Origin of the sequence: Streptomyces sp. NPDC001787, assembly GCF_040297465.1 — a bacterium.
Classification (GTDB): domain Bacteria; phylum Actinomycetota; class Actinomycetes; order Streptomycetales; family Streptomycetaceae; genus Streptomyces.
Window position 1 is genome coordinate 1 of the sequence record NZ_JBEOZE010000026.1, and the last position, 23,115, is coordinate 23,115.

The following is a 23,115-nucleotide window of genomic DNA, read 5'->3' on the forward strand; positions in this document are numbered from 1 at the left end:
GCGGGCCGCTGCCGGCCCCGGGGGCCGCCCGGGGGGGGCGCGGGGGGGGGGCGGGGGGGGCCGGGGGGCGGGGGGGGGGGGGGGGCCGGGTGGGGGGCCCCCCCCCCCTCGCTCTGGCACTGTCCGCCGTTCTGCCGGTGGGCAGTCCCGCCCGTCAGCCGAGCAGGCCGCCGATCGGGTTCCGGCCGGCGCCGCCGGACGAGCCACCGCCGCCGTCGCCGCCGGACGAGCCGCCGCTGTCCGAACCGCCGCCGGTGGAGCCGCCGCCCGTTCCGGTGGAACCGGAGGACGTCGGGCCCGCGCTGCTGGACGGGGGCTGCTGCGGGGTCGTCTGCTGCGGGGGCTGCTGACCGGTGCCCTGGGTCTGGCTGGGCTGGGTGCCAGCCCCGGCCGCGTTCCCCGATTCGCGGACGGTGTCCGCGCCGGGAGTGGACTCCTTGCTGGACGGCGTCGAGGCGGCGCCGGAACGGGAGGGCTGGGGGCGCCGCTCGTCAGGGGTGCGGGAGGCCTTCCGCCCGCCGGTGGACTCGCCGGGCAGCGGCATGCCGGGGAGCTGGTTGGTCGGGTTGTCGTGGGGGCCCGGGACGGTGACGACCTCGGTGGAGCGCACGGCGCCGCCGAGCATCGAGCCGATCAGCAGGGTAAGGCCGACGACCACCGTGGCGACGACCGTGCCGCGCCGCAGCACACGACGGCGCAGGTCCCAGATCTCCGAGCGCGGGCCGAGCCTGCGCCAGGCCTCCCCGGCGAGGCGCGCGTCGACGGAGTAGACGGGCGCGCCCGCGATGATCAGCGGGCTCCACGCGGCCAGCATGATGATGTCGGGCGCGTCGTAGACGGCGACCGTGCGCCAGCTGACCGTGACCAGCAGGGCGGCGGAGAGCAGCGCTCCGACGACGGCGGAGACACGCTGCCAGAGGCCGAGGACGGTGAGGACACCGACGACCACCTGGAGGAAGGCGACGGTCAGGCCGGCACCGACGGGGTGCGAGAGGGCGAAGTCGCGGAGAGGCTCGGCCAGGGCCCAGGGGTGCAGCGAGTTCAGCCACTTGACCATGGAGCCGCGCTCGCCGCCGTCGAAGTAGACGGGGTCGCAGAGCTTGCCCATGCCGGCGTAGATGGAGATGAACCCGAGCAGGACGCGCATCGGGAGCAGCACGACGCCCAGATTCATCCGGCGGCCGGGGTAATAGGCGTGCCGGACCGGGTCGTTGCCGTGGCGGCGGTCCCGGGCGGCGGGACTGTCGTCGTACTCCTCGTCGTAACTCCCGGGCCCACCCGGCCCGCCCGGCCCGTCGTCGACCGGATCGAACGCCCCGACGGCCTGCCGCATCGGCGGGAGCAGCGGTCCGTTGCCGTGTCCGGGCCGCGGCGGCGCGGTCAGTACGGGGTTGGGCTGGGTCTCGTCGAGGCGCGGGATGACCTGCGTCGCCGCGCGGCCGTCCCCGAACTCCCCGCCCAGTCCGCCGTCGAGCTGACCGGCGGTGGAATTGCGTACGGCCTGGAGGAGACCGGTCGCACCCGGGTCACCCGGGGCGGACCTCCCGCTCCAGACGACGGGCGCCCGCCGACGGCCGCCGGAGCCGCTCATGGCGGGGATGCGGGCCGTGCCCACGGGGGCACCGCGCAGCCGTGCGCGCTGGCCCGGGGCGAGCTGCACCCGGAAGCTTGCGTGGTTGACGATGACCTGCGCGGGGTCGCTGTCCACCTTGGTCATGCTCAGGGCGGGTTGCTCGTCGAACCGAGGCGTTCTGGTGTCCACACTCATCTAACCGAGTGATGTGTGGTTAGGACACTGCCTTGACAGGCCCGATGTGTCCGAGACCCGTCAAGATCGGGCCAAACTCGGGCATCTAGGAACTGTGTTCGGCGCGTCAGGCCCGACGCGGCGCGCGAGTCCGGGCCCGGGTGCCGGGTCCGGATGCCGGGTCCGGATCGAGTTCGGCACACCGGCCGGGGTCCCCGCGTCCGCCCCGGCCCCGGCCCCGTGACACGAACGGGACCGGGGCCGGGGCCGGAGCCAGGCGACGCGGTGGGCTCACGCCCGGCGGCGCGCCACCTCGTACAGCACGATGCCCGCCGCGACACCGGCGTTCAGCGACTCGGCGCCGCCCGGCATCGAGATCCGGACCCGGTAGTCGCACGTCTCGCCGACGAGGCGGCCCAGGCCCTTGCCCTCGCTGCCGATCACGATGACGACCGGACCGGCCAGCTGCTCCAGGTCCTCGACCGTGTGCTCGCCGTCCGCCGCCAGACCCACGACGGTGAGGCCCGCCTTCTGGTATCCCTCCAGGGCGCGGGTCAGATTGGTGACGCGGGAGACCGGCGTACGGGCCGCCGTGCCCGCCGAGGACTTCCACGCACCGGCGGTCATGCCGGCCGCGCGGCGCTCGGGGACGACCACGCCGTGGCCGCCGAACGCGGAGACGGAGCGGACGATCGCGCCGAGGTTGCGCGGGTCGGTGACGCCGTCGAGGGCCACGATCAGCGGGTCCTCGTTGTTGTCGTACGCGGCCTTGGTGAGGTCCTCCGGGTGCGCGTACTCGTACGGCGGGACCTGGAGGACGAGGCCCTGGTGGTTCAGGCCGTTCGTCATCCGGTCCAGCTCGGGGCGCGGGGCCTCCATCAGGTTGATGTTGCCGCGCTCGCCCGCGAGCTTGAGGCAGTCGCGGACCCGCTCGTCGTTGTCGATGTACTGCTGGACGTACAGGGTGACCGCGGGGACGCCGTCGCGCAGGGCCTCGTAGACCGGGTTGCGGCCGACCACCATCTCCGAGGTGCCCTTGACGCCACCGCGCCGGGGCGCGGGGCGGCGGGCGGCGGCCTGCTTGGCCTGGGCGTTGGCCACCCGGTTCTTCTTGTGTCCCTTGCGGGCGGAGGCGGGCGGCGTCGGTCCCTTGCCTTCGAGACCACGGCGTCGCTGGCCACCGCTGCCGACCTGCATGCCCTTCTTGTTGGACGTGCGGCGGTTCCTGCGCTGGCTGTTCCCGGCCATGACCTACCTGTTTCGTTGCTTCAGAAGTACGTACGTAATGAAAGTGTGCCGCCCGGACGGCCGGGCGGCACATTTGCGCCGGTCAGGCCGGTGCCGAGAGGGGGTGCTCAGCGCGGTCCGAGCGTCCACCGGGGGCCGCTGGGGCTGTCCTCGATGACGAGACCGGACTGGTTGAGCTGGTCGCGGATGGCGTCGGCGGCGGCCCAGTCCTTGCGGGCGCGCGCCGACTGGCGCTGGTCGAGGACGAGGCGTACGAGCGTGTCGACGACACCGTGCAGGTCCTCGCCGCGGTCCGCCTCCCCCGCCCAGTGCGGGTCGAGCGGGTCGAGGCCGAGCACACCGAGCATGGCCCGGACCTCGGCGAGGCGGGCGACGGCGGCTTCCTTGTCGTCGGCGGCGAGGGCGGAATTGCCCTGCCGGACCGTGGTGTGGACGATCGCGAGCGCCTGCGGCACGCCCAGGTCGTCGTCCATCGCCTCGGCGAACGCGGGCGGCACCTCGGTGGCGGCCGGCACGGTCTCCCCCGCCTTCTCGGTGACCCGCTGGACGAAGCCCTCGATCCGCGCGAACGCGGACTCGGCCTCGCGCAGTGCCTCCTCGCTGTACTCGATCATCGACCGGTAGTGCGGGGTGCCGAGGTAGTAGCGCAGCACGATGGGGCGCCAGGCCTTGACCATCTCGCTGACCAGCACGGAGTTGCCCAGCGACTTCGACATCTTCTCGCCGGACATGGTGACCCAGCCGTTGTGCACCCAGTACTTGGCGAACTCGTCGCCGAAGGCCTTGGCCTGGGCGATCTCGTTCTCGTGGTGCGGGAAGATCAGGTCGATGCCGCCGCCGTGGATGTCGAAGGCGGTGCCGAGGTACTTGTGCGCCATCGCGGAGCACTCCAGGTGCCAGCCGGGACGGCCGCGGCCCCACGGGGTGGGCCAGCTGGGCTCGCCCGGCTTGCTCGCCTTCCACATGGCGAAGTCGCGCTGGTCGCGCTTGCCGGTCTCGCCCTCGCCGGTGGGCTGGCGCAGGTCGTCCAGGTCCTGGTTGGACAGCTCCAGGTAACCGGGGAAGGAGCGGACGTCGAAGTAGACGTTGCCGTCGGCCGCGTAGGCGTGACCGCGCTCGATCAGGCCGCTCATCATCTCGATCATCTCGGTGATGTGGCCGGTGGCACGCGGTTCGTACGTGGGCGGGAGGCAGCCGAGCGCGTCGTAGCCGTCGTTGAACGCGCGCTCGTTCTCGTAGCCGATCGACCACCAGGGGCGGCCCTGCTCGGCCGACTTGTTGATGATCTTGTCGTCGATGTCGGTGACGTTCCGGATGAACGTGACGTCGTAGCCGCGGTAGGTGAACCAGCGGCGCATGATGTCGAAGTTCAGCCCCGATCGGATGTGCCCGATGTGGGGGGCCGCCTGGACCGTGGCGCCACAGAGGTAGATCGAGACACAGCCCGCTGTGAGCGGGACGAAGTCACGGATCTGCCGGGCGCTGGTGTCATGCAGGCGAATAGTCACGCCTCAAGGGTAGTAGGCCCGCACCAGTGCCCCGCGACCCCTTGGGGATCGCGGGGACAACTTTCTGATATTGGGATGTGCGGCGCCGGCCCCCGCGGACGGCCGAGCAGGGTCCCCGAGGGCCGCCGGGCCCCGTCGGAGCGGGCCGACGGGCCGCCGCCGGAGCGGGCCGACGGGCCGCCGCCGGAGCGGGCCGAGGGGCCGCCGGAGCTGGGCTCAGATGCCCCCGACGACCTTGCGCGGGGTGATCCGCACGACCACGCGCGGGGCGTCGTCGACGGAGCTCGGGTTGAACTCCGCGTACTTCTTGCCGGTGTACTTCTGCGCGAGCTCGTTGATCAGCTCCTGGCCGCCGTCGGTGGTCACGGTCGCGGTGCCGCGGATCTCCGCGTACGCGTACGGGTTGTCGGCGGGCTGCACGATCACGGTGACGCGCGGGTCGCGGCGCAGGTTCTTCTCCTTGCGGCGGTCCAGGGTCGTCGAGATCAGGACGTCGTCACCGTCCCGCTTCACCCACACCGGCGAGAGCTGCGGGCTGCCGTCGGGCTGGATGGTGGCGATGGTGACGAAGACGGGCGTGTCGAGCAGGTTCTTGAGGTCCTCGGAGAGTTCGGCGGTCATGGCGTGCGTCCTCCTGATGGGCTGGCTGTCGGTTCCGCTCCTACCCGCCAACCACGGCGGGGTCCCGCTGCTTCCCGTTCCGGCCCGCCGGAAGGGTGAATGCCAGGGCGGCGCCGCTCAGGGGGACGGCGGCGAGCACCGTCCACAGGACCGGTCCGGGCGCGCCGAGGAGGGCTCCGGTGGCCGCGCTGCCGCCGAGGACCGCGAGCCCGGAGACGGAGGACAACGCCCCGGTGGCGAGGCCGAGCCGCCGGTCGTCGACGAGGTCGGGCACCAGGCCGCGGGCGGCGGGCACCAGCAGCATCTGGCCGAGGGTGAGCAGGACGACCAGGACGGCGCCCGGCAGCAGTCCGCCGGGCCCGCCCGGGGCCAGCGGCACGGCGGCGAAACCGGCGGCGACGGTCACCAGCCCGGCGACCAGCGCGGTGCGCGGCGCGATCCGGTGCGCCGACCAGCGGGTCAGCGGCAGCTGGGCGGCGACGACGAGGAGCGAGGAGAGCGCGAAGAGACAGCCGAGGGCCGCCTGTGAGCCGGTCGCGCGCTCCACCTCGGCGGGCAGGGAGAGATAGAGCTGGTTGTACGCGACCAGATAGCTGCTGTACGCGAGGCACAGGACGGCGAACGGACGGTGGCCGAGCACCGCCCACCAGGTCCGGCGGGGTTCGGCCGTCCGGGTGACGCGGGCCCGGCGAGGCATGAGCCGGGCGTGTCCGGCGAGTACGGCGACGAAGACGAGCGCCCCGGCCAGGCAGGCCGCCCGGAAGCCGCCGCCGAGCAGCAGGAGCAGCGAGCCGAGCAGGGGCCCGAGGAAGGCTCCGGCCTGCCCGGCGGCGGAGAACACCGCGAGCACCCGGGCGCGCGGGACGCCGGTGGCGGCCTCGTGCCGGACCGCCTCGCGGGCGGTCTCGGACTCGACGGCGGGCGAGAAGAGCGCGGCGGCGAAGCCGATGAGGAGCACCGCGGCGATGACGGTGGCCGTGGACCCGGCGAACGCGAGCCAGCCGAATCCGGCGATGCGCAGGACACAGCCGGCCAGGACCACGGGGCGGGGGCCGTAGCGGTCGGTGAGCGCGCCGCCGACGACGAACAGTCCCTGCTGGCTGAAGGTACGCAGGCCGAGGACGAGCCCGACGAGCCAGCCGGCCATGCCGAGGCCGCTGCCCAGGTGGGTGGCGAGGTAGGGCAGGACGGCGTAGAAGCCGATGTTGAAGGCGAACTGGGTGCCGGTGAGGAGGCGGAGGTAGGGCGTGTGGCGGGCGCGTCTCCCGTTCCGGACCGGGGGCGCGTCGTGCGTTCGGGCGTGCGCCTCGTTGTGCGCCGTGTCGTGCGCCTCGTCGTGCGTTCGGGCGTGCGCCCTGTCGGCGCTCACTTCTACGCGTGCGCAAGCCTGCGCCTCGGCCCGTGGCCCGGTGTGCCCCGCGGCCCGTGCACCTGTGTCCCCCGCGCCCGTCATTCGGGAACCGCCGGACCCCGGCCCCGTACCGCCGCCGAGGTCAGTACCGCGAGGGCACCGAGCAGGGCGAGGGCGGCGGCGGGGGCGAGGACCGACCAGGGGGCCCGTTCCGCGTACGGCATGTTCTCGGACAGCATCCGGCCCCACTCCGGCGCGGGGGCCTGGGTGCCCAGGCCGAGGAAGCCGAGGGAGGCGAGGGCCAGCGCGACGGCCGGGACGCGCAGGACCGCGTGCCGGACGACCGGGGGCAGGACGCCCGGCAGGACGTGGCGGCGCAGCCGATGCCATCGGCCGGCTCCGAGAGCGACGGCCGCGGCGACGTGCGGGGCGGCGCGCTCCTGGGCGTACAGAGCGCTGGTATGGGCGGCGAGCGGGGCCCAGGCGACGGCGGCCACGGCCGCGGCGGCGCCCCAGGGCCCGGGGCCCGCGATGCCCGCGACCACGAGACCGGTCAGGACCGCGGGCAGCGCGTTGGCCGTCTCGGTGAGCGCTCCGGCGCGCAGCGCGCCGAGGACCAGGCCCAGCAGGAGAGTGACGGCGCCGATGGCGACCGCCGTCAGGACGGTACGGGCGGCGCCGTGGCCGAGGCGGGCGAGCACGTCGCGGCCGAGCGCGTCGGTGCCCAGTGGATGGGCGGCGGACGGCGCGGCGAGGCGGACGGCGGCATCGACGTGGAGAGGATCGCGCAGCAGTCCGGCGACGGTCACCGCGACGAGGAGCACGGCCAGCACTGCGGCGGCCACCGTGACGGCCCGGCCCGCGGGCAGCGCAGGCCGGACGAGCGCGGGGAGGGCGCCGTCGGACAGGGCCGGGCCGAGGGCGGCGCGGGAGGCGAGACGGGCGGCCAGCCCGGCCGCGACGCCCAGCAGGAGCAGCAGCAGGACGCAGGCCTGGAGGACCGGCAGGTCCTGGGCGAGGGCGGCGGCCAGGGCCGTACCGCCGAGGCCCGGAATCGCGTACAGGGTCTCCACGGCGACGGCCCCGCCGGTGAGCCCCACGACAGTCAGGCCGAGCTGGGGCAGCAGCCCCGGCAGCGTACGGCGCAGGGCGTGCCGGGCGATGCGGCGTCCGGGCAGACCGGCCGCGGTCGCGGCACGGGCCCACGGTTCGGCGAACGCGGCGGGCAGCGCGTCGTCCAGCAGCCGCCCCAGGAGCGCGCCCGCCGGGATGCCCATGGCGAGGGCGGGCAGGACGACCTGGTCCGGGGCGCCCCAGCCGAGCGCCGGGAACCAGCCGAGCTGTACGGCGACGACGGTGGCCAGGACCGCGGCGATCAGGAACTCCGGCAGCGCCGCGAGCACCGCCGCGCCCGCCCCCGCCCGGTCCCGGCCGATCCGGCGCGCCGCCCCGCGCCGCAGGGTGCCCGCGCTCAGGGCGAGGGCGAGGACCACGGCGACGGCGAGCGAGACGCCCATCAGGGTGAGGGAGACGCCGAGCGCGGACGTCACGTCGGGGGCGACGGGCTGCCCGGAGACCCAGGACTCGCCGAGGTCGCCGTGGAACAGCCCGTCGAGCCAGCCGCCGAGTACGTGCAGGGGGCCGCCGTCGAGCCCGGTCTCGGCCCGGATCGCGTCGAGCGTCTCGGGGGTGGGCGGCCGGTCGGCGTACCGGGCGTGCAGGATCGTCAGGGCCGGATCGGTACCGGTGAGCCGGGGCAGCAGCCCGATGACCGCGACGACGGCCAGAAGGGTGCCGAGCCGCCCCGCGAGGTACTTCACCCGGTCACCCGACGCGGGTGTCGGCGGTGATGAGGGTGCGTTCCATCGGGTCCAGCGCGACGCCTTCGACACGGCTGTCGTCGTAGCCCTGGACGAAGCGTTCGTGGACGAGCGGGACGAGGGCGTCGGCGCCCAGGATGCGGGCCTCGGCGGTCATCTCGGCCCGGTGGCGGGCGTCGGTGCCGGCCAGGGAGGCGGCCTTGTCCACGTCGGCGTCGACGCGCCCGTCGCAGAGCTGGGAGATGTTGAAGCTGCCGTCGCAGGTGAAGTCGGAGGCGAGGTACGAGACCGGGTCGGCGGTGTCGAGCAGGGTGTTGCGGGCCTGGATGAACGCGTCGTACTTCCCGGCGAGCGCGTCGGCCTCCAGCCGGGCGTAGTCGCGGACGACCTGCTTGACGGTGAAACCGCGCTTCTCCAGCTGCTGCTGGACGATCGTGGCGACCTCGGGGAGCTCGGGCCGGTTGGTGTACGTGGCGAGGACGATCTCGCCGGTCTTCGCGACCTCGGCCGCCGTGGCGGCCTTCACCCGGTCCACGGGTGCGGTGCGGTCGGCCGCGGCCCACGGGACGCCGGGGCCGAGCAGCCCCCGCGCGGTGTCGGCGCGGCCCTCGTAGACGCCCTTGACCAGGGCCTCGGAGTCGATGGACTCGCGGGCGGCGGCACGCATCGCAGGGTCGGCGAAGACGCCGCGCGAGGTGTTGAGCGAGAGGCCGTTGGTGCGGGCGGAGGGGAACTCGTGGACGAGCGGTTCCCCGAGGAGCGAGGCCTGCGAGATCGGTACGTACTCGGCGACGTCCACCGCCTTCGTACGCAGCGCGTTGGCGCGGGCGGTCCCGTCGGCGACGAACGTCACGTCGACGCCTGGGGACTCGGCCCGGTCCCCCCAGTAGGTGTCGTTGCGCTCCAGCGTGGCGCTGACCGCGCCGTTGACCGAGGCGAGGGTGAAGGGGCCGGTGGCGTGCCCTGCGGGGTTCACCTTCCCGTCGCGGTAGGCGCCCGCGGACAGGATCGTCAGGGACGGGTTGGCCAGCCTCTGGGGCAGCAGCGGGTCGGGGGTCTTCGTCGTGATCCGTACGGTGCGCGCGTCCGGGGAGGTGGCGGTGATCCGGGTGTCGCTGAGGACCCGGGGCTTGGGCGAGGCGGCCTGGGCGGCGTTCAGGGAGCGGGCCACGGCGTCCGCGTCGACCTTGTCGCCGTCCTGGAACTCGGCGTCGCGGAGCGTGAACGTCCACGCGTCGGCGCCGTCCTGCTTCCAGGAGGCGGCCAGCGCGGGCTTCGCCTCTCCGTTCCTGTCGAGGGTGGTGAGCCCCTCGATGACCGCGAGCCGGCTGAGGGTGACCGCGTCGTCCCCGTACGGCGACATGGCCTGGGCGGGCGGGAAGGCCATGACGACCCGGAGCCGTTGCCCGCCCCCGGACGCGCCGGAGCCCTCCGACGAGCTGCCGGAGCAGGCGGTGGCGAGCGGGACGAGGAGGGCTGCCGCGGACAGGGCAAGCGGCAGCGTGGAGCGACGGCGTCGGGACGTGGGCATGGCAGCGACCTTATATGAAAACGATTGTCATCTAACGTGCGGGGGTGCTGTCCTCGGAGTGCGCCGGGGACAGCACGGGCATCGGCAGCTCGAAGTGGACGATGCCCTGGCCGCCGCCGGGCAGCTCGCGCTCGTCGCACACCTCGTGGGCGAGCGAGCGCCAGAACGGCTCGGCACCGGGAACGGCCGGATCGGTGTGCAGGTAGAGCGAGGTGTAGCCGCCCGCCCGCGCCGCGAACCGCGCCAGCTCGCGCACCAGCCGCCGGGCCAGCCCGTGCCTGCGGTGCTCGGGGCGCACGTAGATCCGGCAGAGCTGGGCTGTGGACCCGGACGGGAAGCGGTCCGCGACCCACTGCGGATTGGGCGGAGCCTGCGGCCCGCGGTCGCGCACGGCACCCGTGGCGACGATCTCGCCGTCGTGCTCGACGACCAGCAGGGTGCAGCGGGCGGGCTCCAGATAGGCGGCGGCCGGATCGATGATGTCGCCGTGCCAGCGGGGTACGTAACCGGACCTGAGATCGCCGTACACGGTGTCGAGCATCACGGCCCTGGCCCCGTCGACGTCCTCCGCCGCGGCGGTCCGCAGCACGTAACCGTCCGCTTCCGTCGTCGGCGTACCGGTCATCACCGTGGTCGCGCTCACCACCGGCCCCTCACTCTCACCTCGTACGGCACCTCGCCTGTCGGCACCGTCTGCCGGCACCGCATGCCGACACCGTCTGCCGTACCAGCGTACGTGCAAGCGATGTGCAACAAGGGCGGGGCCGGGGAGGATCGGCAGGTCAGACGGGTGCGGGGGGGGGCGGGACCCGGGGGCGGGGCGGGGCGGCGCGGGGCGGGGCCGGGGGTCGGGGCGAGGGCGTGCCGGTGCCGATGCCGATGCCGGGAGGATGCCGCGCGGGGGCGGTGCGGGGGCGGGGTCCTGTACGCGCCAGGCCCCACGCCCGTCCGGCCCTGCGCCCGCCCGGCTGCCCGTCGGCCCGTCCGGCCTTACGCCCGCCCGGCTGCCCGGGGCCGCCCCGCCCGTCCGCCTGCCTACCGCTCAGCCCACGCGGTAGACCAGCGCCGTCGCGATCCCCGCGATGCCCTCGCCCCGCCCGGTGAAGCCGAGCCCGTCGGAAGTCGCGGCGGAGAGCGAGAGGGGCGCGCCCACGGCGGCGGACAGCACCTTCTGCGCCTCCTCGCGCCGTTTGCCGATCTTCGGTCGTACGCCGACGACCTGGACGGCCACGTTGCCGATCTCGAAGCCCTCGGACCGCACGATCCGGGCCGCCTCCGTGAGCAGAGTGACGCCGGAGGCGCCGGACCACTCGGGCCGCCCCGTACCGAAGTGCTGCCCGAGGTCGCCGAGACCGGCGGCCGAGAAGAGCGCGTTGCACGCGGCGTGCGCGACCACGTCGGCGTCGGAGTGCCCGGCGAGACCGGGGCCCTCGCCCTCCCACTTCAGGCCCGCGCACCACAGCTCGCGGCCCTCTTCGAAGGCGTGGATGTCCGTACCGATCCCGACGAGCGGAATGACGGGGGCCGCGGGCGCGCCCCCGGTGTTCTCAGAAACCATCGTTCGCCCTCCGGCGTGCGAGTACCGCCTCGGCCAGCACCAGATCGAGCGGCCGGGTCACCTTGAATGCCTCTTCGTGCCCGGGAACGACGACGACCGGCGCCCCGAGCTGTTCCACCATGCCCGCGTCGTCGGTCGCCCCCTCACCGTCGACGGCGACCGCCGCGTGCGCCCGCACCAGGGTGTCCCGGTCGAAGCCCTGCGGCGTCTGCACGGCACGCAGCCTGGCGCGTACGGGGGTCGAGAGCACCGGCTCCGGCTCCCCCGGCCTCCCGGGCTCGACCTCCTTGACGGTGTCGGCGAGCGGGAGCGCGGGGACGACGGCGGGCGCCCCGTCGCGTACGGCCTCGACGACCGAGTCCACCGTGTCGACCGGCACCAGGGGGCGGGCCGCGTCATGGACCAGGACGATGGAGATGTCCTCGGGCAGCGCGGCGAGGCCGAGTGCCACGGACTGCTGCCGGGTCTCGCCGCCCGGCACCACCAGATAGTCGGTGCGCTCGGGCAGGGCGTGCTCGTCGAGCAGATTCTTGACCTCGGGCGCTCCGTCCGGTGGCGCGACGACCACGACCAGGGAGACGGCCCGGGAGGCGGCCATCGCGCGGACCGCGTGAATCAGCATGGGCGTACCGCTGAGCGCGCGGAGCGCCTTGGGCGCCCCCGGGCCGAGCCGCACACCCCGGCCGGCCGCGGGGATCACCGCGGCGGTGCGGTGCTGGCGCGATTCATCGGGCGGCGGTGACATGGATGACATCGGTTGTACTCCGAAGCTTCGGCAGGTTTGTTTCCACGGCCGACATGGGTATGGCCCCAGCGAGCCGGGCGTGACGACCTGACTTGAACCGGGCCCCTTCCGTGACACCCGGTCGAGTCAGTCGCCGTGCGGCTCGGGATCGGCTACTGGGGGACGGTAGCCGGGAACAACTGACGGGGGCGTACCAGCACAGTCTTTGCCTCCGACATGGCCGAATTGCGCCGTAGCAGTTTGGCCAAAAAGAGAAGGCGCACCGGTCCAGGATCAGCCGCCCATGACTGCACTCGTGAACGGCAGGTGTCCACGGACCGCGCAGCTCCCGAATACGTCCGGTTACCCACGTGGAATACGCATGGGTAACCGCGTCGGAACATGCCGCAGCGCCCGACGACAAGCCGTTGATTCGGCTGGTCAGCGGGCGCCGCTGCACATTCTTACGACCGGTGTGATCCGTTCCGCTTCAGGACGGACCCGACCCGGTTCAGGACGCGAGGACCTCGTCGAGCAGAGCCTCGGCCTTGTCCTCGTTGGTGTTCTCCGCGAGTGCGAGCTCGCTCACCAGGATCTGGCGGGCCTTGGCGAGCATGCGCTTTTCACCTGCGGAGAGTCCGCGCTCACGCTCGCGACGCCACAGGTCGCGCACCACTTCGGCGACCTTGATGACATCGCCGGAGGCGAGCTTCTCGAGATTTGCCTTGTAGCGACGGGACCAGTTCGTCGGCTCTTCGGCGTACGGTGCGCGCAGCACCTCGAAGACCCGGTCCAGCCCGTCCTGCCCGACCACGTCGCGCACACCCACGAACTCCGCATTGTCCGCCGGCACACGAACCGTCAAGTCGCCCTGGGCGACCTTGAGCACCAAGTAGGTCTTGTCCACGCCTTTGATCTGGCGAGTTTCGATAGCCTCGATCAGCGCGGCCCCGTGATGGGGATAGACCACGGTGTCGCCAACCTTGAACGTCATGTGACAGGTACCCCTTCCGTGGCTATCCAGAGTAACACGAGAACCGCATCTCCTGAATGGCGTTTTCGCAGGTCAGGGCATATCTCGGGGCTTGACAACAGCAACACGAACGTGCTGCGGAAGCCTTCCGGAACGCGGTATTCGCAGGTCGGAGCCACTGTGCAGCCGACGCGAAACACACGCGTCACACCCGCCGAGACCCCCTCCGAACGGGTTGAACGTCCCGTTTTGCCGGGTTCCGGGTAGTGAACTTTACGTACTCCGTTCGGAGATCGATCACCCGTCCGGACCTAAGGGGTGATCGTCAATGAATTTGATCAACGGCGGCCCCTCGCGCGGATTATGTGTAAGGAATACGCCAAGGCCCGGGAAATTGATCACCCCCGTAATGTGAACGGCCCGCGAATCCCGGCGAATCCCCGCGGGGCCTCCGGAACGGCCCCGAGTGTCCCCGTGGCCGCTCCCGCAGGTCGCACGGAGCGGCCCACGCGGGCATGCCGGCGACGCGGTCGAACGGCAGGGCGGACGGCACGGGCGGGCCCGGCGGGCGGGCGGTCGTGAACGGCACGGGCGGGCACGCGGGCAGCCGGTCGTGGACGACCCGGGCGAGCGGGTTTCCGTTCGGACGGGGCCCAGGGGGCGGGTCGGGTGCGGGAGGGAAGCGGCGGCTCGGTAGCCTGAGTTCGCTGACACACACTTAGGGCGGCTTTACACCGCCCGCGCTGGGGTCCGCAGAGTCCGAAGCCCGCAGTCCGACACGTTCAAGGAGTTGCCGCCGCCGTGAGCCGCAGCCTTCGACACGGCGCTCTCGCCGCCACTGCCATCGTGTTCTCGATCGCCTCGATGTCCGCGTGCAGCGCGGGCAACGACGCTCAGACGCTCCAGGTCAGGCCGGACAACGCGGCCACCTCGGTCGACAACATCAAGATCCAGAACGCGAACGTCATCACGCAGCCCGAGCACGACGCCGAAGGCCCTGCCGTGGTCTCGGCGACGCTGTTCAACGACGGCGACAAGCGCGAGATCCTGGAGACCATCACGCTGCCGGGCTCCAACGCCCAGGTGAAGCTGCACGCCGCCGAGGGCAAGGGCCCGATCATCATTCCGGCGGGTGGCCGGGTCATCATCGGCGGCAAGGGCAACGCCGCCGCCGTGATCGAGAACGGCCGCGAGGCCACCCGCAACGGCAACGTCCAGCAGGTCGTCTTCAAGCTGAGCCGCACCGGCGACATCGGGCTCGGCGCCACCGTCGTACCGGCGACCAGTTTCTTCGAGGAGTTCGGCCCGAGCTCGCTGCCCGAGCTGCCCTCGCCGAAGCCGACGCAGACGTCCCCGACGCCGTCCGGCGAGAGCTCGCAGACCCCGGGCGAGCCCTCGGACAACCCGTCCGGCACGCCGACCTCCGGCACTCCGTCGGACTCCGCCACCGCCTCGTAGGTCCGCGGGCGGCCGGACCACCGGCACACATATGCGAAGGGGGCGCCTCCCGGCCGGGAGGCGCCCCCTTCGCATGTCACGCGTCACACAGCAGACGTCACGCACCACACGCACCACGCGGGTCGTGCATCGCGCGTGCCGGATGCCGGATGCCGGATGCCGGATGCGCGACGCCGGACGGGCGCTGCCGGATGCGCGCTGCCGGATGCCGGTTTACGGCTCGAACTTGTACCCCAGGCCCCGCACCGTCACCAGGTAGCGCGGCGCCCCCGGGTCGGGCTCGATCTTGGCGCGGAGGCGCTTCACATGGACGTCGAGGGTCTTGGTGTCACCCACGTAGTCCGCGCCCCAGACCCGGTCGATCAGCTGCATACGGGTCAGCACGCGGCCCGCGTTGCGCAGCAGCATCTCCAGGAGGTCGAACTCCTTGAGCGGAAGGTCGACCTTGCCGCCGGAGACCGTGACGACGTGGCGGTCCACGTCCATCCGGACCGGGCCGGCCTCCAGAGCGGCCGGAGTGACCTCCTCCGGCTCACCGCGGCGGCGCAGCACCGCGCGGATGCGGGCGACCAGCTCCCGCGAGGAGAAGGGCTTGGTCACATAGTCGTCGGCTCCTATTTCCAGCCCGACGACCTTGTCGATCTCGCTGTCCTTGGCGGTGACCATGATCACCGGGACATTGGAACGGCCGCGCAGCTGGCGGCAGACCTCGGTGCCGGGCAGGCCCGGCAGCATCAGGTCGAGCAGGACGAGATCGGCGCCGTTGCGCTCGAACTCGTCGAGACCGTCGGGGCCGGTGGCCGCCACGGCCACCTCGAAGCCTTCCTTGCGCAGCATGTAGGACAGGGCGTCGCTGAAGGATTCCTCATCCTCGACGACAAGCACTCGGGTCACGGAAGAGCCTCCGGGGCGGGAAATGGTTCAAAGGTGTCGGTCTCGTACGAGCCCTCGTCGTCACCGTTGACGATAAGCGGCCCGCCGGTGGTGCGCTCCCGTACGACGCCCGATTCGGGCAGTCGCAGGGTGAAGGTGGAGCCCTGTCCCTCGGAGCTCCAGACGGTGACCTCCCCGCCGTGCGAGGCGGCCACGTGCTTGACGATGGCGAGGCCGAGACCGGTGCCACCGGTGGCCCGCGAGCGGGCCGGGTCGACGCGGTAGAACCGCTCGAAGACCCTCTCGCGGTCCTTCTCCGAGATGCCGATGCCCTGGTCGGTCACGGCTATCTCGATGAGGTCCCCGCCGGGCGCGGCGATGCGGCGGGCAGCGATGCCGACGCGCGTACGGGCGGGGCTGTAGTTGACGGCGTTCTCGACGAGATTGCCGAGCGCCGCGGCGAGCTGGCCGCGGTTCCCCCATATGAAGAGATCCGCGGTGCCACCCGAGGCCATGGTGATCTGCTTCGTGCCCGCCTGCTGGCGGCAGCGGTCGATGGCCTCGGCGACGAGCTCGTCCACCCGGACCGGTTCGGCGTCCTCCAGCGGGTCGTCGTTCTGCACCCGGGAGAGGTCGATCAGCTCCTGCACGAGGTTGGTCAGCCGGGTCGCCTCGATCTGCATCCGGCCGGCGAACCGCTCCACCGCCTCCGGGTCGTCGGAGGCGTCCATGACCGCCTCGGAGAGCAGCGAGAGCGCCCCGGTCGGCGTCTTGAGCTCATGGCTGACGTTGGCGACGAAGTCGCGCCGTACCGCCTCTATGCGGCGGGCCTCGGTGAGGTCCTCCACCAGGAGCAGCACCAGCCGGGAGCCCAGCGGGGCGACCCGGGCGGAGACGGCGAGCGCCTCGCCCCGGCCCGTACCGCGCCGGGGCAGATCCAGCTCGACCTGTCGTATCTCCCCGTCGCGCCGGGTGTCCCTGGCCATGTGGAGCATCGCCTCGACGGCCAGGCGTCCGCCCCTGACCAGGCCCAGCGCATACGCCGCGGAGCTGGCCTTGACCACGCTGTCGCTCTCGTCGAGCACGACGGCGGAAGAACTGAGCACGGAGAGGACCGTGTCCACTCCCGGGGGCAGTGCGGCGTTGCCGTCGGGCCGCAGGGACGTACGCGTGGGCCGTTTCAGGTCGCGCTCGCTCCAGCGGAACGCCAGCATGGCGATCACACCGGTGCACAGCCCGGCGATCGCTGCCGCTGCGGCGACCGCCGCGTTCACGTCCATGCTTCAAGGTTATGCGGGTGCGCCGACACTCTCCCAGCCATCCGGGTGCCATCTCGAACACTCGTCGCCCAGAGTTCACCGAGGAGCAAGTACCGGTTCACTTCGGGGGCCGGATCCGGACGCGTTGCGCACGCACCGTGGGAGCGTGGGGGACGGCCCAGAGCCCGGCCCCAGGACGGTCCAAGAAACTGGAGAGACTTCAATGCGTGACGCTTACCACGAGGAACTCGATTCCATCGGCGAAGGCCTGGTCGAGATGGCCCGGCTCGTCGGGTCGGCCATCGGGCGGGCCACCACGTCCATGCTCGACGCCGACCTCAAGCTCGCGGAGAGCGTGATCGCCGCCGACCAGAAGGTCGACGACCTCCAGCACGACCTGGAGGCACGTGCCATCGCCCTGCTCGCCCGCCAGCAGCCCGTGGCCACGGATCTGCGGATCGTGGTCACCTCGCTGCGGATGAGCGCGGACCTGGAGCGCTCGGGCGACCTCGCCCAGCACGTCGCCAAGCTGGCCCGGCTGCGCTTCCCGCAGTCCGCGGTACCGCACGACCTGCACGCCACGATCCTGGAGATGGGCCAGCTGGCACAGCGGCTGATGGCCAAGGCGGCCGAGGTCATCATCACCAAGGACGTCGACCTGGCGCTCCAGCTGGAGCAGGACGACGACGAGATGGACCTGCTGCACCGCACCCTGTTCCAGCACCTGATGGACGACCGCTGGAAGCACGGCATCGAGACGGCCGTCGACGTGACGCTGCTCGGCCGCTACTACGAGCGTTTCGCCGACCACGCGGTGTCGGTCGCCAAGCGCGTCGTCTACCTGGTGACGGGCGAGCACGCGGACGAGATCCAGGCGGCGGCCCCGGTGGACGGCGTTTAGGTCCTTGCGGGTCCTTGCGGGTCCTTGCGGGTCCTTGCGGGTGTACGGGGGGGGGAGGCGACGGGGTACGGCGGGAGCGGCCCAACGGGGTACGGCAGGAGCACGGGGCGCGTGCGGCGGGTCGGGGGCCATCGGGAATCGGGGGCGCCTCCGGCGCGCCGTGGTCGCACGTTTGTTCCTGCGCGTATGCGCCGTTGATGCGCCTGCCGGGGTGGGCATGCAATGGGGTGGGGGCGGCACCTCATGCCGTACGTCCCCGGCGTGCGCATCTGGCGTACGTCTCCGGCGGCGCTCCTGACCGTGTGCCGCCCCCGCCGTACGCCCTGAGGAGGAACCATGGCCGATTCCCCCACGACCGAACCCCAGCAGGAGACACCGACCGATGTGGTGCGCCTGACCGTGCTCGGCGCCTGCGGCTGCGGCTCGGGGTGCGGATGCGGCTGCCAGTCCGGCGGCCCGTGCCAGTGCGGCGGCTGCTCCGGCTGAGCCCGCGCGTCAACCGGTACCGCGCGGCGGAACCTCTTCCGCCGCGCGGTACCGCCGTGCGTACCGGCTGCGGCACGGGACGCGCGCCCCTCCGCCGGCGTCCACCGACCCTCCGTCGCAGTCCGCCGCCCCGCCGCCGCCGTCCGCCGCCCCTCCGCCCGGCGTTCCGTGCCTCCGCTTCCGCCTCCGCCTCCGCTTCCGCCGGCCCGCGTACGGTGAACGGCACAGCGGCACACATCACCACGATCGCCCGATACAGGGCATCTCCATGTCTGCCCGGTCGGTCCCTCCCCGCCGGACCAGCCGCGCGGGAAGGATGTCATGGCCATGAGCATCATCACGAAGGCCGCCGTCGCGGTCCCCGGACAGGACGGGTACGAGATCCGGGAGATCGTCGTCGACGGCCCGCAGGCCGGTGAGGTTCTCGTCCGCATGGTCGCCTCCGGCCTGTGCCACACCGACGCCTCGGTGAAGGAGTTCTGGGGCGCCGCCCCCGGTGCCCGGCCCATCGTGCTCGGCCACGAGGGCGCGGGGGTCGTCGAGCGGGTCGGCTCCGCCGTGACCCGGGTGAAGCCGGGTGACCGGGTCCTGCTCACGTTCAACTCCTGTGGCGCCTGCGTGAACTGCCTGGCCGGGCACCCGGCGTACTGCCACCGTTTCGGCGAACTGAACATGAACCCGGCCGGCGCCGTCCGCGCCGACGGCACCTCCGGCCTGGCCACCACCGAGGGCGAACCGCTGGCCGGAGCCTTCTTCGGGCAGTCCTCGCTCGGCGGCTACGCGCTCGCCCAAGAGCGCAACGTCGTCGTGGTGGAGGTGGACAGCGACGACGAACTGGCCGCGCTCGCCCCGCTCGGCTGCGGCATCCAGACGGGTGCGGGTGCCGTGCTCAACGAGCTGCGCCCCGGCCCCGGCAGCACCGTCGCGGTCTTCGGAAGCGGAGCGGTCGGCCTCGCGGCGCTGATGGCGGCGGTGCTGACCCCGGCGGCCCGTGTCGTGGCGATCGACATCGTCCCGTCCCGCCTGGAACTGGCCCGCGAACTCGGTGCCACCCACACCATCGACAGTGCGGGGACCGATGTGGTCGCCGCCCTCCGCGCGATCAGCCCCGGCGGGGTACAGGTCGCGGTGGAGACGACCGGGGTCCCCGCGGTCCAGGCGCGGGCCGTGGAGGCACTGGCCCCGCGCGGCACGCTCGGCCTGATCGGCGCCCGTATCGGCGCGGACTTCACCGCGCCGGTCCAGACATTGCTGGAGGGCCGCAGGGTGCACGGGATCGTCGAGGGGGACAGCGACATCACGGGGTTCATCCCGGCCCTGGTGGCGTATGTACGGGCGGGCCGGATGCCGCTGGAGAAGCTGGTGAAGGAGTACCGGCTGGAGGACATCGACCAGGCCGCCGCCGACTCCCGCGACGGCTCGACGGTCAAGCCGGTGCTGCGCTTCTGAGCCTGTGCCGTGCTCCGACCGGTGCCGCACCACCCGACCGGTGCCGCACTCCGGACCGTGCCGCACCCGACCGGTATCGCATTCCGACCGGTATCGCACTCCGACCGGTGCCGCGCCCCGGCCCGTGCCGTGCTCCGACCGGTGCCGCGCCTTCCGAGGCGGGCCCGGGACCTGACGGCCGGGGTTCAGGACCGCCCTCGGACCGCCTGCCCGGCCGCCAGGTCCTTGGCCGCTCCCCCGGCGGGTGCGGCCTCCGCCCCCGTACCCCCCGCAGGCGCCGGATCGGCGGGCACCGAACCTGCGGCCACCGCTCCGGCGGGCGCGGTCCCGCCCGAGGTCTCCCCCGCGGGCACCGGCACCGGGGGAACCGCGCCCGGCGCCCCCGGAAGGTTCCGCATCAGCAGCCAGTAACCGAAGGCGGCCACCGTGCCCAGCACCGCGCAGGTTCCCCACAGCCAGGCGGCGCCGTAGTGGTCGATCACGACACCCGACATCAGCGGGGCGATGAGGGCGGCCACCGCCCACGACATCGTGTACATGCCCTGGTAGCGGCCGCGCCCCTGGGCCGGTGACAGCTGCACGATCAGGCCGGTCTGGATCGGGGCGTTGACGATTTCGGCGAGGGTCCAGACACACACCGTCACCGCGTACACCCCGACCGAGCCGGCGAAGGCGGTCAGCCCGAATCCGTACCCCGCCAGCAGCGCGGAGATGATCAGCAGACGGCGCGGGTCGCGGTGCTCGATGAAGCGGGTGACGGGGATCTGGAGCACGACGATCAGCACACCGTTGACGGCGATGGCCGTACCGAAGTCGGAGCTGGAGAGCCCGTCCGCGCCCATCGCCACGGGCAGGCCCACGTACCCCTGCTGGAAGATCAGCGAGACGAGGAACGACAGCCCGACGACACCCATGAACCGCCCGTCGCGCAGGACGGTCCCGATCCGCACGCCGTCGTCCTTCCCCGGCTTCGCCCCGTCGGCCGCCGGTACCTGCTCCGGCCGGGACTCCGGCACCTTCAGGAACACCACGACGGCGCAGAACAGGGTCATCGCGGCCTCGCCGATGAAGCCCGCGAGGTAGCTGTACTCCGCGATGAACCCGGCCCCGGCGGAGGAGACGGCGAAGCCGAGGTTGATGGCCCAGTAGTTGAGCGAGAAGGCCCGCACCCGGTCCTCGGGCCGGACGATGTCGGCCATCATCGCCTGCACGGCGGGGCGCGAGGCGTTGCTCGCCATGCCGACCACGAACGCGACGGCGGCGATCGCGAACGGGTGCTCCATGAATCCGAGCACCGCCACGGACACCGCGGTCGAGGTCTGGGCGATCAGCATGGTGGGACGCCGCCCGAGGCGGTCCGTCATCACTCCGGCGCCGAGCGAGGAGACGACCCCGCCGAGCCCGTGCAGCGCGGCGACAAGCCCGGCGTACGAGGCCGAATAGCCGCGGTCCATCGTCAGATAGAGCGCCATGAACGTGGCGACGAACGCCCCGAGCCGGTTGACCAGGGTGCTGGTCCACAGCCACCAGAACTCCCTGGGGAGCCCGGACACGGTCTCGTGTGCGGCTCTTCTGAGACCGGCGACAGACATGCGGGTTCCCCCCGGGAACGTACGGAACAGGGGCCGCCGGTAAGAGTCCCGGAAGCAATCCGAACATTACGAACAGCGGGTTCCCGGTCGCCACTCGATTGACGCCGACCGTCAAACGTCACACCGCCCGGCCGCCACGGCCACGGCCACCCGGCCCCGCGTCCCGCGCGCCCCGCCACCCCGGTCCGCGCCCGCTGTCCGCCCTGTGGCCGGACGCGCGGAGGCCGCGGGGGTTCGATTACGCTCGGACTCATGGCCGACGCACCGTACAAGCTGATCCTCCTCCGCCACGGCGAGAGCGAATGGAACGCGAAGAACCTGTTCACCGGTTGGGTGGACGTCAACCTCACCGAGAAGGGCGAGAAGGAGGCAGTCCGCGGCGGTGAGCTGCTCAAGGACGCCGGTCTGCTCCCCGATGTCCTGCACACCTCGCTCCAGCGCCGCGCGATCCGCACCGCCCAGCTGGCCCTGGAGTCGGCGGACCGTCACTGGATCCCGGTACACCGCTCCTGGCGCCTGAACGAGCGCCACTACGGCGCCCTCCAGGGCAAGGACAAGGCGCAGACGCTCGCCGAGTTCGGCGAGGAGCAGTTCATGCTCTGGCGCCGCTCGTACGACACCCCGCCTCCGGCCCTTGAGGACGGCACCGAGTTCTCGCAGAGCGACGACCCGCGCTACGCGACGATCCCGCCGGAGCTGCGCCCGCGCACCGAGTGCCTCAAGGACGTCGTCGTCCGCATGCTGCCGTACTGGTACGACGGCATCGTCCCGGACCTGCTCGACGGCAAGACCGTCCTGGTCGCCGCCCACGGCAACAGCCTCCGCGGCCTGGTCAAGCACCTGGACGGCATCTCCGACGAGGACATCTCGGGCCTCAACATCCCGACCGGCATCCCGCTCGCCTACGAGCTGGACGCCGACTTCCGCCCGCTGAAGCCGGGCGGCACGTACCTCGACCCGGACGCGGCGAAGGCCGCCATCGAGGCCGTGAAGAACCAGGGCAAGAAGAAGTAGGGACCGCGATCAGGCCCCTTGGTCCCGCACCGGCGGTGCGGGACCAAGGGGCCTTTGTGCGCTCCGGGCGTCCGGCGGACCGGAGTGGGTGAGCCGCTGCGCGCGGGCGGCGCCGAAGAACCGCGTGGTGAACCTTTGGCCAACGCCGTACGCTCCCCTTGATCGGCCAAGGAATCCCGTGGGGGGACGTTCATGCGCACAACCACTCGTATCGCCCTGTTCGGCACCACCGTCGCGCTGGTCGCCGGCGCGATCGGTGCCACCTCCGCCCAGGCGGCGGACGGCGGCAGCGGTGACATCACGCTCGACAAGGTCGTCATCAACGGCGGCAAGCCGGTCGTGGTCGGCACCACCAAGGTGGTGTCCGCCAAGGTCTCGGTGACCGCCTCGGACAATTCGGGCATCGCCGAGACCACGTACATCAGTGCCTACGGTCCGACGCCCAACTACGCCCAGATCTGGGACGACGAGATCACGTGCGTCAGGGTGAGCGCCACCACCTCGACCTGCACGGGCACGCTGACGTTCGACCCGCGGGCTTCGACCGGGTTCGTCGGCAACAGCGCGGCGGCCACCTGGAAGCTCGGCACGCTGGTCTCCGCCAACGACGCCAACTACATCCACCGGGACGCGGCCACCACGTTCAAGGTGCAGCGCAACTCGCGGCTCACCGCGAACGCCTCGCCCGAGCCCGTCAAGAAGGGCAAGACCCTCACCGTCACCGGTCTGCTGTCCCGGGCCAACTGGGACACCCACACCTACAAGGGCTACACCAAGCAGAAGGTGACGTTGCAGTACCGCAAGAAGACCTCGACCAAATACACCGACGTCAAGACGGTCACGTCGTCCTCGACGGGCTCCCTGAAGACGACGGTCACCGCGTCCGCGGACGGGTACTTCCGCTACAGGTTCGCGGGCACCTCGACCACCCCGGCCGTGACCTCCGCCGGCGACTTCGTGGACGTCAAGTAGTCACAGGACAGGGGCCCTTTCTACGGCGCC

Annotated in this window: 20 protein-coding genes; 6 read left to right on the plus strand and 14 right to left on the minus strand. The window is 72.4% G+C overall.

Annotated elements, in window-relative coordinates; genetic code table 11:
* Positions 1 to 154 precede the first annotated feature (154 nt).
* The 11 genes from ABT170_RS29445 to ABT170_RS29495 form a co-directional block, all read right to left on the minus strand.
* Entirely contained in the window at positions 155 to 1,768 is a 1,614-nt protein-coding gene (locus tag ABT170_RS29445; RefSeq protein WP_329942137.1) for a DoxX family membrane protein, read from the minus strand.
* A 270-nt stretch (positions 1,769 to 2,038) separates the two neighbouring features.
* Positions 2,039 to 2,995 (minus strand): 23S rRNA (guanosine(2251)-2'-O)-methyltransferase RlmB, encoded by a 957-nt coding sequence (gene rlmB, locus ABT170_RS29450; RefSeq protein WP_266932164.1) that lies wholly within the window; start codon positions 2,993 to 2,995, stop codon positions 2,039 to 2,041.
* Positions 2,996 to 3,102: 107 nt separating this feature from the next.
* Positions 3,103 to 4,503 (minus strand): cysteine--tRNA ligase, encoded by a 1,401-nt coding sequence (cysS, locus tag ABT170_RS29455; protein ID WP_351872383.1) that lies wholly within the window; start codon positions 4,501 to 4,503, stop codon positions 3,103 to 3,105.
* 216 nt (positions 4,504 to 4,719) lie between these two features.
* Positions 4,720 to 5,124 (minus strand): PPOX class F420-dependent oxidoreductase, encoded by a 405-nt coding sequence (locus tag ABT170_RS29460; protein ID WP_329942139.1) that lies wholly within the window; start codon positions 5,122 to 5,124, stop codon positions 4,720 to 4,722.
* 40 nt (positions 5,125 to 5,164) lie between these two features.
* A complete protein-coding gene (locus tag ABT170_RS29465; protein ID WP_351872571.1) occupies positions 5,165 to 6,328 on the minus strand; it encodes an MFS transporter in 1,164 nt (387 codons plus the stop codon).
* Positions 6,329 to 6,573: 245 nt separating this feature from the next.
* Positions 6,574 to 8,295, minus strand: a complete 1,722-nt coding sequence (locus tag ABT170_RS29470) for an ABC transporter permease subunit (RefSeq protein WP_351872386.1) — start codon at positions 8,293 to 8,295, stop codon at positions 6,574 to 6,576.
* A 4-nt stretch (positions 8,296 to 8,299) separates the two neighbouring features.
* A complete protein-coding gene (locus ABT170_RS29475; protein ID WP_351872389.1) occupies positions 8,300 to 9,826 on the minus strand; it encodes an ABC transporter substrate-binding protein in 1,527 nt (508 codons plus the stop codon).
* 31 nt (positions 9,827 to 9,857) lie between these two features.
* Positions 9,858 to 10,451 carry a GNAT family N-acetyltransferase gene (locus tag ABT170_RS29480; protein WP_351872574.1) on the minus strand — a complete coding sequence of 198 codons (594 nt, stop codon included), beginning with the start codon at positions 10,449 to 10,451 and terminating at the stop codon, positions 9,858 to 9,860.
* Between the two features lie 417 nt (positions 10,452 to 10,868).
* Positions 10,869 to 11,384 carry a 2-C-methyl-D-erythritol 2,4-cyclodiphosphate synthase gene (gene ispF, locus ABT170_RS29485; protein WP_266932171.1) on the minus strand — a complete coding sequence of 172 codons (516 nt, stop codon included), beginning with the start codon at positions 11,382 to 11,384 and terminating at the stop codon, positions 10,869 to 10,871.
* The gene (gene ispD / locus ABT170_RS29490; RefSeq protein ID WP_329942143.1) at positions 11,374 to 12,138 is read right to left on the minus strand and encodes a 2-C-methyl-D-erythritol 4-phosphate cytidylyltransferase; all 765 of its coding nucleotides are present in this window, start codon (positions 12,136 to 12,138) and stop codon (positions 11,374 to 11,376) included. The genes ispF and ispD overlap by 11 nt, the downstream gene beginning before the upstream one ends.
* A gap of 481 nt (positions 12,139 to 12,619) precedes the next feature.
* On the minus strand, positions 12,620 to 13,102 hold the full coding sequence (locus ABT170_RS29495; RefSeq protein WP_003953493.1) for a CarD family transcriptional regulator: 483 nt from the start codon (positions 13,100 to 13,102) through the stop codon (positions 12,620 to 12,622).
* A gap of 780 nt (positions 13,103 to 13,882) precedes the next feature.
* On the opposite strand from ABT170_RS29495, the gene ABT170_RS29500 reads away from it, so the two are divergent.
* Entirely contained in the window at positions 13,883 to 14,539 is a 657-nt protein-coding gene (locus tag ABT170_RS29500) for a DUF461 domain-containing protein (protein ID WP_329942145.1), read from the plus strand.
* Between the two features lie 213 nt (positions 14,540 to 14,752).
* Here ABT170_RS29500 and phoP read toward each other — a convergent pair whose 3' ends face one another.
* Entirely contained in the window at positions 14,753 to 15,424 is a 672-nt protein-coding gene (phoP, locus tag ABT170_RS29505; protein ID WP_465270246.1) for a two-component system response regulator PhoP, read from the minus strand.
* 5 nt (positions 15,425 to 15,429) lie between these two features.
* Positions 15,430 to 16,692, minus strand: a complete 1,263-nt coding sequence (gene phoR / locus ABT170_RS29510) for a two-component system sensor histidine kinase PhoR (protein WP_329942146.1) — start codon at positions 16,690 to 16,692, stop codon at positions 15,430 to 15,432.
* A gap of 202 nt (positions 16,693 to 16,894) precedes the next feature.
* On the opposite strand from phoR, the gene phoU reads away from it, so the two are divergent.
* The 3 genes from phoU (at position 16,895) to ABT170_RS29525 (ending at position 19,507) form a co-directional block, all read left to right on the plus strand.
* Positions 16,895 to 17,572 (plus strand): phosphate signaling complex protein PhoU, encoded by a 678-nt coding sequence (phoU, locus tag ABT170_RS29515; protein WP_266932178.1) that lies wholly within the window; start codon positions 16,895 to 16,897, stop codon positions 17,570 to 17,572.
* A 336-nt stretch (positions 17,573 to 17,908) separates the two neighbouring features.
* Positions 17,909 to 18,058: a hypothetical protein gene (locus ABT170_RS29520; protein ID WP_266932180.1), complete on the plus strand. Its 150-nt coding sequence runs from the start codon at positions 17,909 to 17,911 to the stop codon at positions 18,056 to 18,058.
* A 327-nt stretch (positions 18,059 to 18,385) separates the two neighbouring features.
* Complete coding sequence (locus ABT170_RS29525; protein WP_351872396.1) at positions 18,386 to 19,507, plus strand: NAD(P)-dependent alcohol dehydrogenase; 1,122 nt, start codon at positions 18,386 to 18,388, stop codon at positions 19,505 to 19,507.
* A 185-nt stretch (positions 19,508 to 19,692) separates the two neighbouring features.
* Here the strand turns inward: ABT170_RS29525 and ABT170_RS29530 are convergent, their stop codons facing one another.
* On the minus strand, positions 19,693 to 21,099 hold the full coding sequence (locus ABT170_RS29530; protein WP_351872399.1) for an MDR family MFS transporter: 1,407 nt from the start codon (positions 21,097 to 21,099) through the stop codon (positions 19,693 to 19,695).
* 252 nt (positions 21,100 to 21,351) lie between these two features.
* Here ABT170_RS29530 and ABT170_RS29535 point away from each other — a divergent pair, with 252 nt between their 5' ends.
* Entirely contained in the window at positions 21,352 to 22,113 is a 762-nt protein-coding gene (locus ABT170_RS29535) for a phosphoglyceromutase (RefSeq protein WP_266932183.1), read from the plus strand.
* Between the two features lie 192 nt (positions 22,114 to 22,305).
* Positions 22,306 to 23,085 carry a calcium-binding protein gene (locus tag ABT170_RS29540; RefSeq protein WP_329942149.1) on the plus strand — a complete coding sequence of 260 codons (780 nt, stop codon included), beginning with the start codon at positions 22,306 to 22,308 and terminating at the stop codon, positions 23,083 to 23,085.
* The last annotated feature ends 30 nt before the right edge of the window (positions 23,086 to 23,115 follow it).

Excerpts from the sequence above, each read along its gene's own strand:
- ABT170_RS29445 (WP_329942137.1), bottom strand. The coding sequence starts at position 1,768 with ATGAGTGTGGACACCAGAACGCCTCGGTTCGACGAGCAACCCGCCCTG.
- rlmB (WP_266932164.1), bottom strand. The coding sequence starts at position 2,995 with ATGGCCGGGAACAGCCAGCGCAGGAACCGCCGCACGTCCAACAAGAAG.
- ABT170_RS29460 (WP_329942139.1), bottom strand. The coding sequence starts at position 5,124 with ATGACCGCCGAACTCTCCGAGGACCTCAAGAACCTGCTCGACACGCCC.
- ABT170_RS29475 (WP_351872389.1), bottom strand. The coding sequence starts at position 9,826 with ATGCCCACGTCCCGACGCCGTCGCTCCACGCTGCCGCTTGCCCTGTCC.
- ABT170_RS29480 (WP_351872574.1), bottom strand. The coding sequence starts at position 10,451 with ATGACCGGTACGCCGACGACGGAAGCGGACGGTTACGTGCTGCGGACC.
- ispF (WP_266932171.1), bottom strand. The coding sequence starts at position 11,384 with ATGGTTTCTGAGAACACCGGGGGCGCGCCCGCGGCCCCCGTCATTCCG.
- ispD (WP_329942143.1), bottom strand. The coding sequence starts at position 12,138 with ATGTCATCCATGTCACCGCCGCCCGATGAATCGCGCCAGCACCGCACC.
- ABT170_RS29495 (WP_003953493.1), bottom strand. The coding sequence starts at position 13,102 with ATGACGTTCAAGGTTGGCGACACCGTGGTCTATCCCCATCACGGGGCC.
- phoR (WP_329942146.1), bottom strand. The coding sequence starts at position 16,692 with ATGGACGTGAACGCGGCGGTCGCCGCAGCGGCAGCGATCGCCGGGCTG.
- phoU (WP_266932178.1), top strand. The coding sequence starts at position 16,895 with ATGCGTGACGCTTACCACGAGGAACTCGATTCCATCGGCGAAGGCCTG.
- ABT170_RS29520 (WP_266932180.1), top strand. The coding sequence starts at position 17,909 with ATGGCCGATTCCCCCACGACCGAACCCCAGCAGGAGACACCGACCGAT.
- ABT170_RS29525 (WP_351872396.1), top strand. The coding sequence starts at position 18,386 with ATGAGCATCATCACGAAGGCCGCCGTCGCGGTCCCCGGACAGGACGGG.
- ABT170_RS29530 (WP_351872399.1), bottom strand. The coding sequence starts at position 21,099 with ATGTCTGTCGCCGGTCTCAGAAGAGCCGCACACGAGACCGTGTCCGGG.
- ABT170_RS29535 (WP_266932183.1), top strand. The coding sequence starts at position 21,352 with ATGGCCGACGCACCGTACAAGCTGATCCTCCTCCGCCACGGCGAGAGC.
- ABT170_RS29540 (WP_329942149.1), top strand. The coding sequence starts at position 22,306 with ATGCGCACAACCACTCGTATCGCCCTGTTCGGCACCACCGTCGCGCTG.